This is a genomic window from Bradyrhizobium sp. Arg237L (assembly GCF_029990105.1).
Lineage (GTDB): Bacteria > Pseudomonadota > Alphaproteobacteria > Rhizobiales > Xanthobacteraceae > Bradyrhizobium.
Genome location: NZ_JAQMIL010000089.1, coordinates 26,615 through 40,265, shown reverse-complemented (window position 1 = coordinate 40,265; position 13,651 = coordinate 26,615). Strand labels below are relative to the sequence as shown.

Annotated in this window: 17 protein-coding genes and 1 tRNA gene; 14 read left to right on the top strand and 4 right to left on the bottom strand. The window is 60.2% G+C overall.

The genetic code is table 11. The annotated features are described in order from the left end of the window. The 9 genes from OZ411_RS37235 to OZ411_RS37195 all read left to right on the top strand — a co-directional run. Window positions 1-528 (top strand): Fe-Mn family superoxide dismutase (locus OZ411_RS37235; RefSeq protein ID WP_282531919.1); only part of this gene is annotated, 528 nt, incomplete at its 5' end. Between the two features lie 149 nt (window positions 529-677). Continuing rightward, window positions 678-1,535: a DUF1259 domain-containing protein gene (locus tag OZ411_RS37230; RefSeq protein WP_282531920.1), complete on the top strand. Its 858-nt coding sequence runs from the start codon at window positions 678-680 to the stop codon at window positions 1,533-1,535. Window positions 1,536-1,580: 45 nt separating this feature from the next. Further along, entirely contained in the window at window positions 1,581-1,766 is a 186-nt protein-coding gene (locus tag OZ411_RS37225) for a hypothetical protein (protein ID WP_130576929.1), read from the top strand. Further along, window positions 1,748-2,158: a hypothetical protein gene (locus OZ411_RS37220; protein ID WP_282531918.1), complete on the top strand. Its 411-nt coding sequence runs from the start codon at window positions 1,748-1,750 to the stop codon at window positions 2,156-2,158. The genes OZ411_RS37225 and OZ411_RS37220 overlap by 19 nt, the downstream gene beginning before the upstream one ends. Before the next feature lie 262 nt (window positions 2,159-2,420). Next, entirely contained in the window at window positions 2,421-3,587 is a 1,167-nt protein-coding gene (gene chrA, locus OZ411_RS37215) for a chromate efflux transporter (protein WP_282531917.1), read from the top strand. Window positions 3,588-3,638: 51 nt separating this feature from the next. Continuing rightward, window positions 3,639-4,169 carry a PepSY domain-containing protein gene (locus OZ411_RS37210; protein ID WP_282531916.1) on the top strand — a complete coding sequence of 177 codons (531 nt, stop codon included), beginning with the start codon at window positions 3,639-3,641 and terminating at the stop codon, window positions 4,167-4,169. Window positions 4,170-4,225: 56 nt separating this feature from the next. Then, window positions 4,226-5,236 carry a hypothetical protein gene (locus OZ411_RS37205; RefSeq protein WP_282531915.1) on the top strand — a complete coding sequence of 337 codons (1,011 nt, stop codon included), beginning with the start codon at window positions 4,226-4,228 and terminating at the stop codon, window positions 5,234-5,236. A gap of 23 nt (window positions 5,237-5,259) precedes the next feature. After that, window positions 5,260-6,027, top strand: a complete 768-nt coding sequence (locus OZ411_RS37200; protein WP_282531914.1) for a hypothetical protein — start codon at window positions 5,260-5,262, stop codon at window positions 6,025-6,027. Window positions 6,028-6,044: 17 nt separating this feature from the next. Next, window positions 6,045-6,278, top strand: coding sequence for a hypothetical protein (locus OZ411_RS37195; protein WP_282531913.1), 234 nt, complete (start codon window positions 6,045-6,047; stop codon window positions 6,276-6,278). Between the two features lie 53 nt (window positions 6,279-6,331). Here OZ411_RS37195 and OZ411_RS37190 read toward each other — a convergent pair whose 3' ends face one another. Together OZ411_RS37190 and OZ411_RS37185 are read right to left on the bottom strand one after the other, a co-directional pair. After that, complete coding sequence (locus OZ411_RS37190; RefSeq protein ID WP_282531912.1) at window positions 6,332-6,922, bottom strand: ubiquinol-cytochrome c reductase iron-sulfur subunit; 591 nt, start codon at window positions 6,920-6,922, stop codon at window positions 6,332-6,334. Between the two features lie 530 nt (window positions 6,923-7,452). After that, window positions 7,453-8,415, bottom strand: coding sequence for an alpha/beta hydrolase (locus OZ411_RS37185; RefSeq protein ID WP_282531911.1), 963 nt, complete (start codon window positions 8,413-8,415; stop codon window positions 7,453-7,455). A 323-nt stretch (window positions 8,416-8,738) separates the two neighbouring features. Between OZ411_RS37185 and OZ411_RS37180 the strand changes: the two genes are divergently transcribed. Next, window positions 8,739-9,500 carry an IS5 family transposase gene (locus tag OZ411_RS37180; RefSeq protein WP_282531910.1) on the top strand — a complete coding sequence of 254 codons (762 nt, stop codon included), beginning with the start codon at window positions 8,739-8,741 and terminating at the stop codon, window positions 9,498-9,500. A gap of 7 nt (window positions 9,501-9,507) precedes the next feature. On the opposite strand, the gene OZ411_RS37175 is transcribed toward OZ411_RS37180, so the two are convergent. Then, a complete protein-coding gene (locus OZ411_RS37175) occupies window positions 9,508-9,930 on the bottom strand; it encodes an Arc family DNA-binding protein (protein ID WP_282531909.1) in 423 nt (140 codons plus the stop codon). A 21-nt stretch (window positions 9,931-9,951) separates the two neighbouring features. Here OZ411_RS37175 and OZ411_RS37170 point away from each other — a divergent pair, with 21 nt between their 5' ends. Then, window positions 9,952-10,527 (top strand): hypothetical protein, encoded by a 576-nt coding sequence (locus OZ411_RS37170; protein ID WP_282531908.1) that lies wholly within the window; start codon window positions 9,952-9,954, stop codon window positions 10,525-10,527. 57 nt (window positions 10,528-10,584) lie between these two features. On the opposite strand, the gene OZ411_RS37165 is transcribed toward OZ411_RS37170, so the two are convergent. After that, window positions 10,585-10,658 (bottom strand) — tRNA-Gly (locus OZ411_RS37165). Between the two features lie 507 nt (window positions 10,659-11,165). Here OZ411_RS37165 and OZ411_RS37160 point away from each other — a divergent pair. The 3 genes from OZ411_RS37160 to OZ411_RS37150 are packed head-to-tail and all read left to right on the top strand — an operon-like array spanning window position 11,166 to window position 13,547. Continuing rightward, a complete protein-coding gene (locus OZ411_RS37160) occupies window positions 11,166-11,927 on the top strand; it encodes an STN domain-containing protein (RefSeq protein WP_282531907.1) in 762 nt (253 codons plus the stop codon). Then, complete coding sequence (locus OZ411_RS37155; RefSeq protein WP_282531906.1) at window positions 11,924-12,436, top strand: sigma-70 family RNA polymerase sigma factor; 513 nt, start codon at window positions 11,924-11,926, stop codon at window positions 12,434-12,436. Before OZ411_RS37160 ends, OZ411_RS37155 begins: the two co-directional genes overlap by 4 nt. A 10-nt stretch (window positions 12,437-12,446) precedes the next feature. After that, on the top strand, window positions 12,447-13,547 hold the full coding sequence (locus OZ411_RS37150; protein WP_282531905.1) for a FecR domain-containing protein: 1,101 nt from the start codon (window positions 12,447-12,449) through the stop codon (window positions 13,545-13,547). Window positions 13,548-13,651: the final 104 nt, after the last annotated feature.

Sequence of the window (13,651 nt, the reverse complement as noted above, 5' to 3'; positions counted from 1 at the left end):
ATGATCATCAGCCACTACGAGAACAACTATGGCGGCGCGGTAAAGCGCCTCAACCTGATCGATGAGAAGCTTGCTGATCTCGACTACGCGACCGCGCCGGGTTTCCTGCTCAACGGATTGAAGCGTGAGCAGCTCATCGCAAGCAATTCGATGATCCTGCATGAAGTGTTCTTCGATGGCCTTGGTGATGAAAGCGAGCCCGGAACAAGCCTGAAGGATGCGCTCACGCGCGATTTCGGTTCATACGAACGCTGGCGTGCCGAATTCGTCGCCATGGGCAAGGCGCTCGGTGGCGGCTCCGGCTGGGTGCTGCTGACGTGGTCGCCGCGTGACCGGAAGCTCCTCAATCAATGGGCATCCGATCACTGCCATACGCTTGCCGGGAGCACGCCGATCCTGGCGCTCGATATGTACGAGCATTCCTATCACATCGACTACGGCGCCAAGGCTGCCGACTATGTCGGCGCGTTCATATCGGCCATCAATTGGTCTGCCGTCGAACGGTCTTACGAGGGCCTCTCAAAATGACGCTGTTCGCTCCTTCCAGACACGTCGCAGGCGGAGGCCCTTCTATCCAACCATGGAGGTTCAACATTCGTCTCAGATATCTTTTGGCCGCTTCAATTCTGGCGCTGTCATCCGCGTCAGTTGCGAATGCGCAGACCACCGACTGGTACATCTTCACCGAGCCTTTCATCTCCAGTGCGCGTGCCCAGGCAATCGAGTGGCAAAAGGTCGATGAGATACTCGGCCGGAAGCCGGCCGTCTCCGGCGAGGTGCATCGTTATGGATTCCCGCGCAGCGATCTGACCGTCACTTTGGATGGCGTGACCATCAAGCCGACGCTTGCGCTCGGTGGCTGGGTTGCGTTCATGCCGATTCACGGTGAAGCCATGGTGATGGGCGACCTCGTGCTGCTGGAAACCGAGATCAATCCGGTCATGGCGAAGCTCATCGCGGGCGGGATCGAGATCACCGCCGTTCACAATCACCTGCTCCGGGCGAGCCCTGCGACTTTCTACATGCATGTCGGCGGTCACGGCGATCCCGTGAAGATGGCTGCTGCCATCCGCGACGCGCTGGCAGTGAGCAAAACGCCGCTGGCGTCTTCGGCAGCGGCCGCGCCGCCCGCCATCGACCTCGATACCGCACAGCTCGATCAGATCATCGGCGCCAAGGGACAGAACAATGGCGGTGTCTACGCCTTCGCCGTTCCGCGGCGCGATCCGGTCAGCGAAGCTGGGATGCAACTCGCACCGGTCGGCCCGATGGGTGTGGCACAGTCCATCAACTTCCAGCCGACGGGGGGCGGCAAGGCAGCCATCACCGGCGATTTCGTGCTGACCGGCGACGAAGTCAATCCTGTGATCAAGGCGCTGAAAGCGAACGACATCGATGTAACAGCGATCCACAGCCACATGCTCGACGAGCAGCCGCGCCTGTTCTTCATGCACTTCTGGGCCAATGACGATGCGATCAAGCTGGCCAAAGGGCTGCGTGCGGCACTCGACAAGACCGCGAGCACCAAGAGTTAGGCGAGGAGGAGGCAACACACACACGAGTCGAGAGGGGGACCGCGAATGAAGCGAGTTGTCGTTGCGTTGTCAGTGCTGGCAGGCCTTCTGGTCGCCGATCGCGTGGCCGAGGCGCAATCGTCCTGCAAGGTATGCGCCGAGCAGCACAAGGCGTGCATGAAGAACTACGCGGGCCCTGCCTGCAAGACCGAGTACCAGATGTGCCTGAAGTCATGCAAATCGAAGCCGTAAGCATAGGCAATCCTCGTGCCGGAATGCGCGTCGCATGTGCAGCCGTCGGATTGCTGACCTTGTTGACGCTCTGGAGCGGCAGGGCAACGGCCGAAGATTTGAAGAAGTTGTCGGGCGCACAGATCCGCGCGCGATTTTCTGACAGGCAGCTCACCGATGAGGTGCACTGGCGCGAAGTATACCAACGTGACGGGACGTTCAGAAGTTACTCGATGAGCAAGGTGCTAACAGGAAAATGGTTCGTCCGTTCAGACGATCTCTGCCTCGACCTTCCGGAGCCGGATGGTGGGTGCTTCGAGGTGACGTCGTCGGGTTCATGGATTGTCATGACCCCGAGGGGACTTGGCCTACCGTCTGTCGGCGTTCTCGAGCCCATTTCGGATCGCGAATAGCCAGTCTGAGCGGTCGAACTTGCAAGGAATGGAGCGATAAGGAGCCAGCGATGATCAAGAGAAAAGAGCGGGCGTCCAAGCAGACTCCTGTCGACAACGAATCAGCGCGAGCGTCCGACTCGTCTACCCTCGTGTTCTATGGTGATCCTCAGCTCGTCAGTGATGCGTTCGCCCTCGCGCTCAACGCCATGGAGCGCGCGAGTCAGTTTGGAGTTTCCGGCGGACCGCGCCGATCACGAGAGGGGCACAGGTGACGACGACAATGCAGACAGAACACAATAGCAAGGGTGAACTGGCACGGTATTTCCTCCGCCTTGGCTGTCTCGGCTTCGGCGGCCCGGTTGCGCTCGTCGGTCAAATGGAACGGGAGCTGGTCAACGACAAGAAGTGGCTGACCAAGGAGCAGATGCGGGAGTCGATTGCCATCTGCCAGTCGCTTCCCGGTCCGCTCGCGATCCAAGTCGGCATCTATGTCGCCTGGCTCCGCTGCGGCTTCTGGGGTGCCTGGATCGGCGGCTGGTGCTTCATCCTGCCAAACTTCATCATCGTGGCGGCGCTCGGCGCGCTCTATGTGTACCTCGGCGACTTGCAGCCGGTGACGGCCATCTTCTATGGCGTCAGCCCGGCGGTGATCGCGCTCATCCTGCACTCCTGCTATCGGCTCGCGAAGCTCGGCATGGAGGACTGGCTGCAATGGGCCATCGCCGGGGTTTGCCTTGTCGTTACCGTCGTCCTGCAGGCCGAAGTGGCACTGCTGTTCATCGGCGCCGGCATTGTCGGGATCCTCTACTACGGAAAGATCTTCAAGCGTTCCTCGACTGCGATGCAAATCGCCTTCATCCCTGCCGCCGCGCCGGCCGTGGCCCCGGTCGCGGGTGGCTCCACGCTCGGCAAGCTCTTGCTCTTCTTCCTTAAGGCTGGGTCGTTGACCTTCGGCAGCGGGCTTGTCATCGTGCCGTTCCTCGAGCAGGGGCTCGTTCAGCAATATGGCTGGCTCAACGAGAGGGAGTTCCTGGTAGCCGTGGCGATCGGCATGATCAGCCCGGGACCGGTCGTCATCACGGCGACCTTTGTCGGCTATCTGGTCGCTGGTTTCTGGGGGTCGCTTGTCTCGACTGTCGGCATTTTCCTGCCGTCATTCTTGCTGGTGCTGATCGCAGCACCGCTGTTGGCGCGGCACCGCGGAAACCCGAACGTTCAAGGGTTCGTCAAGGGTGCCTACGCGGCGGCGATCGGCACGATTTTGGGCGCATGCATTCTGCTTGGAAAGATCGCCATCGGTGATTGGCTGACGATTGCGATCGCGCTCGTCTCGCTCGCGGTTCTATTCCGCTGGAAGGTCAGCAATCCCATGTTCATTGCGGCCACGGCGATCGTCGGTCTCGTTGCCTATCCGTGGTTGCAGCCGGCGTGGGTGATGATCAAGTGACGGGTTTCGGTGCGGGGCTCGGGGCATTGAGGTCAGTGAATGGAGGAACCCATGACTCGCAGGAAATTGCTACTCACTTCTGCTGCCGGACTCGTGATCATTGGTCTGACGGTATTGTCTGTTGGACCAGGGCACGCGGCCGGTGATGATGAAGACGAAGGCGTTCTGATCAGATTGTTAGGTACTGCCAAGGTTAGCTTGCAACAGGCCTTGGTGACCAGTGAACGGGAAGGCCAACCAATCTCCGGAAAATTCGAAGCTGAAGATGGCAAACTTCAGCTTTCGATCTACACCGCAAAAGACGGAAAGTTCTTCGAAGTCATCGTCGATCACATGACCGGAGAGATAGGCAAGGTCGAGCCCATCACCGAAGGGGAGGACCTCGAGCACGCCGAGGCACAAAAGGCTGCGCTGGACCGGGCAAAGGTAACGCTGGCCGCTGCCGTGGCCAAGGCAAAAGGATACGGCGCGCGGATCATTGTGGTGAGCGCTGTGCCTGAATTGAAAAACGGGCAGCCCATAGCGTCGCTTGGTTTCTTGAACGAAGAGAAGCTGGCGACCGTGACAGAACCGCTGGATTAGCCGACCCGCGGGGCGAGGACATAACTCTTGGCAGTCCAATTCGACGAGGGCGTGCGATGACGTTCCTTCGAGGGTTCTTCACTGCGTGGTTGGCGATCACCGCATGGAGTTTTGTCGCCGATGTTTCTGCCTGCCAGGCAACCGAAGCCGAGCCGCTCCAACTGGAAGGTAAGATTCCGCTCGCCGATGTTCAGGGCCGGATCGACCACATGGCGATCGATCTGGCCCGGCATCACCTGTTTGTGGCGGCGCTGGCCAGCAATGGTCTCGCGGTAGTTGATCTCGAAAGTGAGCGTCTCGACCGCATCGTCGGCGACCTTAGCAAGCCGCAGGGCGTCGGGTACGACCCGGCGACCGACACAGTCTATGTGGCAAACGCCGGCGATGGCTCGGTCAGGCTTTTCAACGGAGCCGATCTTTCGCCGCGGGGGCAGATCGAGCTGGGCACCGATGCCGACAATGTCCGCATCGACGCAAAGGCGGGACATATCTTTGTCGGCCATGGCGATGGGTTTGTGACTGCGCTCGACACCACCACCCACGCCAAGGTCGCAAGCGCGGCCTTGGGCGCGCACCCCGAAAGCTTCCAACTCGACCGGAATTCGGACCGGATCTTCGTCAATGTTCCGAACAAGAACGAGATCGACGTCATCGATCGCGGGTCTGGAAAGCAGCTTGCTTCCTGGCCGACGTCAGGCCGCAGCGCCAACTTCGCCATGGCGCTGGATCACGGCCGCCAGCAGGTTCTGGTGGCATTTCGCCGCCCGGCCGAGATCGGTGTGTTCGGAACGGCCGATGGACAACTGCAAGCGGCCATCCCAACCTGCGGCGACATTGACGATCTTTTCGTCGACGAGAAGCGGGATCTCATCTACGCCAGTTGCGGCGAAGGATATCTGGACGTGCTCGCGGCGGAGGGCGCGTCGTATCGCTCGATTGCGCGCCTCGCCACCGCGCCAGGCGCGCGGACCTCGCTGTTTGTGCCTGAACTCGATCGCCTCCTGCTTGCGGTTCCCGCAAGGGGCGGTGACGGCGCTGCGATCTGGGTCTATCGCCCGATACCTTAAGCCAAGCCGATGGAGGTGCAGCCATGCTTCCACGTGCCCCGCTGGTCCGATCTATCGTATCGTTGCTGATCCTGAGTGTCGCTTGGCCGGAGATGGCCTTCGCCTACCGGCCGTTCGACGGCACCGATGCCGCCGTGGCCGCCCCTGGAGAACTCGAAGTCGAGTTGCAGCCGGCCGGCGTCCGACGCGACGGGGCCATCCCGACGCTGGTCGCGCCATGGACGGTCCTGAATTTCGGATTGAGCGAGGGATGGGAGGCGGTGTTCGAGGGACAGGGCGAGACGCCGCTGTCGCCCTCGGGGCCGACGAACCTGATCGCAGCAGGTGCGTTCCTCAAGCATGTCGTGGTACCGGGCAGCCTGCAGGATAAGAGCGGACCGAGCATCGCGACCGAATTTGGTGTGCTGTTGCCGGACAGCACGGGGGGCAGCGGCGTTGGCGCAAGCTGGGCAACCATCGTCTCGCAGCGCTGGGACTGGGGAACGATCCACCTCAACGCGGAAACGCTGCTGACGCGGGACCATCATGCCGATGTCTTCCTCGGCACGATCATCGAGGGGCCGTCGAAATGGACGGTGCGGCCGGTCTCGGAATTTTTCTACGAAAAGGAATTCGGCCAGGAGGAAACCTTTTCCGGGCTCGTAGGCTTGATCTGGCAGGTGAGCGACAAGCTCTCTTTCGACGTCGCCTATCGCCACGCGCTGACCAATCACCATCCGGTCAACGAAGTACGCGCCGGACTGACGTTCGGCGTTCCACTGCGGTTCTTCGAGGGCGCCCACGTCAGATAACAGGAGGAGTGCAGATGATGTCAGTACGTACAATCTCCCAAGCGATCCTCTGCTGCCTAATGGTCAGCCTGGTCGTGCCGGCTCATGCCCTGACCCAGCAGGAACTCTTGGCTAAGCTTCAATCGGACGGCTACACCCAAGTCCGTGACATCAAATCCACGGCTGAAGGCATTTCGGTCAAGGCGGTGAAGGACGGCAAGGACGTATCGCTCGTTGTCGACAGCAGCGGTCAGGTCAAAGAGCGGCGCTAAGCGGGCAGACTGCTGGAGACTAGGTCAACATCGCGTCCTTAACCGTGCGACCGTCACCCTCCGGGCTGGCCGCCTACCTTTCCGATGAACCCTGCGGCCACCGTGAGCGAGTCGTCAGCGATTGCGAGTGGAAGTGCCGCAAGACGGCGGGGCGCCGGTCCGAATACGACCTGCGCACTTTCTCGGGGATTAAATTCGGAGTTGTGACAGGGACATTTTAGAACGTTTTTGTCGCTTTCCGATGCCTTTACCCACTCGGAGACGGGGCATCCGGCGTGAGTGCAAATCAGCGAATAAGCGACGACGCCATTGGCCGATCGCGATCGGGACTCTTCGTCGAGTTCGCCCGGATCAAGTCTTAGGACGACAATCTCATTGAGCCGCGATCCCTTGCGGATCACCGAGGATTTCGGGTCCTTCGGCCAAGCGTGCACGGGCGGCCCACCAAGCTCCAGATCACCCAGTTTGATGATTTCGCCGGCACGTTCCCCTTCGGAGTGAACGAGAAAGTCGCCTTTTTGCGGTCGCTCATCGCTGCCTGGCTGATCCTCCTCCTCCGCCACGGCTGGCTTGGCAGCCAGATATGCCCCTGCGGCCAGAGCCGTCAGCAGCAGCGAGCGTCGTACCGGGTCCTGACACGCCATCGCCGCCTCCGTTGGGTTCAAAAAAGATTACCGATGAACTGCAGGATACTCACGATCAACGCTGCCGCACAAAGCGCCGTGCCTATGTCGGCATGGTAAAGAAGCACAGTACGTTTGTCGTCCGTGAGCTGGTTCAAAGCTCTCCACACGGCAGTTCTCTTTTTTCCACAGAACTGCCGATCGGGTTCAATGTTCCGAAACGCACGCGCGGCGAAAGAGAAATACCCAGGGTCAGTGCTGGGGACTGTCTTGAGACCTGGTTACTCTTCGAGCAGACCTTTGAAGGAACTAGCCCGCAGCAAACCGGCCGACGTAATGTCGACATTTATTGGCAATTCGCAATCAGCCGACCATCTCCGATGAAGACTGGGAAATTATCGATCAAGCTCCCATCGGGAGGCCGCGTGTTCTAAGGTGACATCTAGGGCGCGTACTCATAAATCGTCGGTGATGTCCGCTTCGCCCCGACACCGACCGCCTCTGTGCAATCGCAGCAAATGTCGCGATGGGCCATGAGCGGACTCAGTGCATCAGTCCTCTTTCAGGAATTCCAGGAGCGCATTGTTTACGTCTTTGGCGCGCTCTTGCTGAGTCCAATGACCGCAACCTTTCAAGACTATTGTCTCGCGAAGCAAGGGCACGAACTGTTTCAGGCTAGGGATGAGATGGTTCCAATTCGGCGATCTGTAAACCCCGTCTCGATCGCCAACGACATAGAGTGCCGGGACCTGAACCTTTGCGCCAGACCATGGTGCGAGCAGTTCCCAATTTCGATCAATGTTGCGATACCAATTCAAACCTCCTCCAAAGCCGGTGCGCTTGAACTCCTCGACGTAAAATTCGATGTCATTGTCCGTGAGCCACGTCGGCAATGATTGGGTTGTAGGCTTCCCATCAAGCCAACCCCCCTCACTAGGAAGCATCGCGAGCGACGCAGGATCTTCAACCGGCGCATCGCCGGATAGAGCAAACAATGTTGTCTTGATTGCGTTGTGGACGTCTTTTTCGAGTTCTGCCTCGGCAACGCCCGGCGTCTGGAAATACAGTTGATAGAAGCGCTGCTTTTCGGTCCGCGGCATGACGGTGCTTGGTCGGTTGGGACCACGCACCTGAAACGGCACGCTCAAGCCAACGACGGCCCTAAATCGATCCGGTCTGAACAGAGCACAGCGCCAAGCGACCGGCGCTCCCCAATCATGTCCGACAACGACTGCTTGATCCGTGCCGATCGCGTCGAGCAATCCGACCATGTCTCCGGTCAAATGCAATAGAGTGTATTGATCGATCGCATCCGGTTTGTCCGTCTGCCCGTAACCACGCATGTCGGGCGCGATGGCGCGATATCCGGCGGCAGCGAGCGCTTCCAATTGGTGCCGCCACGAATACCAGCACCCCGGAAAGCCATGGCAGAGAAGCACGGTGGGGCCGCTCCCTGCTTCGGCCAGGTGCATTCGAATGCCATTTGTCTCGATAAATCGATGCGAGATCGTCATTGCCAACCTCCGTAAGATCATTGATCTGACAGCTAATCAGTCACATTGTGAGCTCCAGCCACAGCCGAAGTGGCTCCGCCGACACCCAGTCGAACGGCGGACCGCCAAAACGACATGCTCTACGAGTTTATTTTCGAGCCCGCACCGCGCCTCCGGCAGCATCGGCGCAAGGTCGGCTTCGGGTCATTTTCGACGGTTTCATCGGGGATTGTCGGCAGGTTGATGTCCGCTTCTGCCCGTAAGCGCCGAACCGGGGCCGAGCCAGAAGCGTTGCGATTGGCCAGACCTCTGTGATTCAAACTCCCAAACTGGGGGCTCGAATCATGCGCTACGAACTCGCTGATTATGAATGGGTTGCCATCAAGCCCATGCTGCCGAACAAGCCGCGTGGTGATCCTCGGCTAAACGACCCACGTGTCCTCAACGGCATTTTCTGGGGTCTGCGATCTGGGGCACCTTGGCGCGATTTGCCGGATCATTTTGGCCCTTACACGACCTGCTATAACCGTCTCGTCCGCTGGCGGCGGGCTGGTGTCTGGGGCCGCATCATAGACGCACTTGCCGCTGCCCATGATGCCGCTATCCAGATGATCGACACCTCCATTGTGCGCGTGCATCAGCATGGAGCCTGTATCGCACGAAACCGGCGCCAATCGATGGGAAGGTCCCGCGGCGGCTTGAGGAGCAAGATTCATGCGGTGGTCGATAGCAATGGTCTGCCGGTCCGGCTGGCGCTGAGCCCCGGTGAGGCCCATGACGTTCGACTTGCCGGAAAACTGCTGTCTCGTCTGAAATCCGGGTCAATGCTGCTTGCCGACCGCAGCTATGACGCCGACTGGATCAGGGAGCTTGCCATGAAGAAAGGCGCGTGGGCCAACATCCCGCCGAAAAGCAACCGCAACGATCCAATCTGCTTCAGCCCTTATCTCTACTGCGCTCGCAGCCGGGTCGAACGGTTCTTCAACAGGATCAAACAATTTCGTCGCGTGGCGACGCGCTACGACAGGCTTGCCGCCAACTACCTTGCCTTCGTTCAACTCGCGTCAATCAGGCTATGGCTGCGTCTTAATGAGCCCACGTCCTAATGTCGGTTCACGCCGGCGGGCTTTTCTTGCTTTCAGAACCATATCCGCGCTCATCAAGGTAGGCGCGCAGGATCTTGCGGATCGCTTCCGTCCGCGTCAGGCTTAAACCTTGGCTGCGCTGATCGGATATGAAGGCGTCGAGATCAACGTCTCGAACATCGAACAGCATCCCCTCCAGATGATGCACGCCGGCCTGGAGCCGTTTTGATATTTGGACCAAGCCCTCCTCACTGAGCGTTAAATCTTCGTCCTCGGCCGTCGCAAATCGAATGTATCTGGCTAGTGCGTCCACAACCTCCGCATTCATGGAGCGACCGTGCTCTCCGGCAAGCTCGGAGAGTGTATCGCGCATGCCAGGGGGCAGCCTGACGATAAATTGATCGGCCCCCCTGCCGGGCCGCGTCTTGCTGACGGTCTTTTTCTTGGCCATTCGCAACCTCTCAATCGCACCGTGCGATATTGCACTTGCGAATCTGCTGCGCTGATCGGGTGGGAATGGCTGCAGCGAGAGACCGACATATTCGCAACCTTCGACGTCTCGCACTACCGGCCGAAGGAACACCCCAACATGGTGCGCGTGATCGATGAAAAGACGAACGCGGAAAGCTGGGTTCCTTTGCTCGATGACGCCGGTGTCGCCCTCTATCCGGAACTAATGAGCGAACTCGACGCTATCAAGCGCGACCGCATCGGCGGCCTCATGCTGCGGCGGGACTGGGGTGAACGCAGCCCGTGGCCGACATGGCCAAGGCCTGACATGCCGGACTTCACGCACATGAGCCGAAAGGTGAAAGAGGTCATCCGGGCCGCCAATCTGCGCGACGAGCTATCATTCGCCTCGTTCAGGCACGGTGGCCTAACCGAGACCGGCGACGCCGAACTGACCGATCGCGAGATCTTGGCGCAGAGCAGGCATACCACGGTCAAGGTGTTGCCGAAGTACGTCAAGCGCACCACGACGCAGATCGCCACCGGCACCAAGAAGCGACGCGCCGTGCGAACGAAAGCCGGACATTTGTCCGAATGAGCATCAGCCAGCTTGTCCGAATGAAAAATTGGGAGTGTCGTAAGTGACTGAAAACATTGGAGCGGGTGAAGGGAATCGAACCCTCGTATTCAGCTTGGAAGGCTGCTGCTCTACCATTGAGCTACACCCGCGTAGGGATGATCCACTATCATGCCGGGAGGGCAGCCTCAACCGCCCTGAGCCGTTACGAACAGCCGGGTTCCAGCCGATCCGCCTTCAGGCCTTAACAGGCGCGGGGCGGCTGCCTATATTGCGTGTCCCATCAACAAAGAAAGGAGGTGATCCAGTGTCTTATCTCAAGCGCTGTCACCTCGCTGGGATCGCCCGCTAAGCAGTCCAAAGCTTGGCATCGGGGCGCTCTCAGCCCTGGACCAGCGAGCACGAGAATCGGGCGCGGCGGGAGCGATTCCGCCGCGTCTTTATAATTGGCCCAACTTGGAGGGCGAATTGCCCCCGGCGGGGCGCCATGAAGCCCGGAAGCGGGCGGCGTCGTGAAACCGTAATATTGCATGAATACTCATTGAGACCCGTCGGCTGGCATGCACGCCGACGCCTGAAATTACCGTCAACGAGCAGATCGTGGAGTTCTTGGAGGCCGACACCGCAGTCCTGATCCATTGCACGGTCGGACAGTGGTGATGCGTTCGCAGACCAAAGCTGTAACTGAACCTGATCGCCTCGGATACGCGGCAGGTACCTCGGGTAGAGGACGGTTCCTGCTGTGGGCGACTCCTCTGACGGTCGCCGGTGCTATCGCCGCGACTGGACATCTGTTTGCCCAAACACCGTCCGCGAACACGGCAATCAGGTTCGATATTCCCTCACAGTCGTTGAGCGCGGCACTCAGTCGCTATGGCGACCTGACGGGTCGCGAGGCACTCTACGACACCAGTCTTGCTGCGGGCAGGGCCTCGGGTGAGGTGCTGGGTGTGTTGACACCCAATGAAGCGCTACAGCGGCTTCTGGCCGGGACCAATCTTTCGGCGCGGTTCCTTTCCGAGAACGCATTCGTCCTGATGCCCACGGCACCCAGCGCGCGGCAAGCAACAACGCAAGAGCCATCAGCGGCACACCGACGTTATTATGGTCTGATTCAGGAGACCGTGCTGGATGCGCTTTGTCAGTCGGCCGTCACCCGTCCTGGCCAGTACCGGATTGTGGTGGCGCTTTGGATCGGCTCGACGGGCAGAATCGAGAAATCCCAGCGCGTCGGCTCCGCCGGCAGCGGCACTATCGATCGGCAGATTGACGTAACCCTGGCGTCGGTGAGGCTGCGCGAGCCGCCACCGGCGGATTTCGCGCAGCCGGTATTGATTGTTCTCGTGCCGCAAGCGCCTGGCGTTACACCGGGCTGTGTCTCCGCCGACACTGCTGCGCGTCCCGGGGGAGAGACGCGATGAGCGATCAGGCCCTGGCGGGAATCCGTCGCTTATTCGTCGAACGCTATGAGGATCTGAAGGAGCGATTGACCAGATATCTGGGGTCGGCCGACCTCGCTGGCGATGCAATGCACGACACGTGGTTGCGCCTGGCGCAGACGGAATCGATCGGAGCCGTCCAAAGCCAGCAAAGCTACCTTTTCCGTGCGGCCTTGAATGCCGCCGCCGACCGGCGCCGGAACGACGGACGCCACCTGTCCGTGGCGGAGATCGACAGCCTGCTTGAAGTGGCGGACGAGGCGCCGACGCCGGAGCAGATTGTGCTTGCGAGATCCGAACTGGAGGCGTTCAAGGCCATGCTGGCGCAACTTCCCGCGCGCAGGCGTACGATCTTCCTGGCGGCACGGCTGCACAATATTCCCCGTCAGGTGATCGCCGACCGCCTTGGCGTGTCACGGCGGCTGGTGGCGAAGGAACTTCTCCTGGCTCACAAGGCGTTTGTCGAGCGCCTCAAGGAAATGAAGGGCTAGGTGTGCGCATTTGCCATCCGAGAAGCGTCTTAAGAATGAGGTCGTCCGCGGCTTGGAAAGCGGCTACGACGATGTCGATACTAAGGGACGCGCAGCTGGTATGAGCAAAGCCCGTCATTCGGGCTCCGGCCTGAATGTCATCGAGGATGAGGCCATCGCGTGGGTGCAGAAGCTTGCGTCCGGCGAAGCGACGCGTGAGGACGTGGACGCATTGGCGCGATGGCGTGCGCAAAGCCCTGCGCGTGAGGCCGCCTTTGTCGAGGCCAGTCGGGCGTGGAGCAGCGCGGGCGCGGCTGCGCGTATGCTGCAAGGCGTCGATCATGATATCTTCGCCGAACTCGATGCTCTCCGCCAACAGCGCAAGACAGTCAGCCGGCGCCTTGTGGTGGGCGGCGGTGTGGCCGCGATCGCCGCGGCAACAGCGTACGGCGCTGTGAGCCCGCCACTTGGGCTCTGGCCCTCCTTGGCCGAACTAAAGGCCGACTACCACACCAGCACCGGCGAACAGAGCAGCGTGACGTTCGCAGGCGACATCGCCATCAACCTCAACACACAGACCAGCCTGGCAATTCGATCCGCAGCCGGCGCGATGGATCGTATTGAGCTGATCCTGGGAGAGGCCTCCTTCGTTGTTCCAGCACGGGCAAAGCGATCATTGGGGGTTTTTGCGGCAGGCGGTGAGACCGTCGCGAACGCTGGAAAGTTCGATGTTCGTTACACCAAAGGCAGCGAACAGGCCTCGGTCAGCGTCACCTGTTTCGAGGGCGCCGCGCGGATTCAGCATGGGGCTGAGGTCGCCGCTCTCAAGGCTGGAGAGCGCGTCCAGTACGGTTCGAGAGGACTGAGCCCTATCGTCGCAATCGATCCGGTTGTTGCATCGGAATGGCAGCGGGGCATCGTCGAGTTTCGCGGGACCCCGCTCGTCGAGGCGATCGAGGAAATCAACCGATACCGGCCCGGCAGGATCATCTTGATGAACCAAACGCTCGGGCAGAAGCAGCTCAGCGGTCGTTTTCGTATCGATCAGATGAACATGGTGCTGGAGCAGCTCGAGTACGCGTTTAACGCGAAGCTTCAGCGGTTCCCCGGCGGAATCGTGGTCCTTAGCTGAGCTTCGGCTGCGCCACCCAAGAGCCCCACAAAAAAAGTTCGAGCGAGCGTGCTCAACGTCGCCGCAGAACCTGTCTTTACGGTGAGAGCAATTTCAGTTCTGGC

Coding starts and splice junctions, on each gene's coding strand:
- OZ411_RS37225 (WP_130576929.1), top strand. CDS start 1,581: ATGAAGCGAGTTGTCGTTGCGTTGTCAGTGCTGGCAGGCCTTCTGGTC.
- OZ411_RS37220 (WP_282531918.1), top strand. CDS start 1,748: ATGCAAATCGAAGCCGTAAGCATAGGCAATCCTCGTGCCGGAATGCGC.
- chrA (WP_282531917.1), top strand. CDS start 2,421: ATGCAGACAGAACACAATAGCAAGGGTGAACTGGCACGGTATTTCCTC.
- OZ411_RS37210 (WP_282531916.1), top strand. CDS start 3,639: ATGACTCGCAGGAAATTGCTACTCACTTCTGCTGCCGGACTCGTGATC.
- OZ411_RS37205 (WP_282531915.1), top strand. CDS start 4,226: ATGACGTTCCTTCGAGGGTTCTTCACTGCGTGGTTGGCGATCACCGCA.
- OZ411_RS37200 (WP_282531914.1), top strand. CDS start 5,260: ATGCTTCCACGTGCCCCGCTGGTCCGATCTATCGTATCGTTGCTGATC.
- OZ411_RS37195 (WP_282531913.1), top strand. CDS start 6,045: ATGTCAGTACGTACAATCTCCCAAGCGATCCTCTGCTGCCTAATGGTC.
- OZ411_RS37190 (WP_282531912.1), bottom strand. CDS start 6,922: ATGGCGTGTCAGGACCCGGTACGACGCTCGCTGCTGCTGACGGCTCTG.
- OZ411_RS37185 (WP_282531911.1), bottom strand. CDS start 8,415: ATGACGATCTCGCATCGATTTATCGAGACAAATGGCATTCGAATGCAC.
- OZ411_RS37180 (WP_282531910.1), top strand. CDS start 8,739: ATGCGCTACGAACTCGCTGATTATGAATGGGTTGCCATCAAGCCCATG.
- OZ411_RS37175 (WP_282531909.1), bottom strand. CDS start 9,930: ATGGCCAAGAAAAAGACCGTCAGCAAGACGCGGCCCGGCAGGGGGGCC.
- OZ411_RS37160 (WP_282531907.1), top strand. CDS start 11,166: ATGCGTTCGCAGACCAAAGCTGTAACTGAACCTGATCGCCTCGGATAC.
- OZ411_RS37155 (WP_282531906.1), top strand. CDS start 11,924: ATGAGCGATCAGGCCCTGGCGGGAATCCGTCGCTTATTCGTCGAACGC.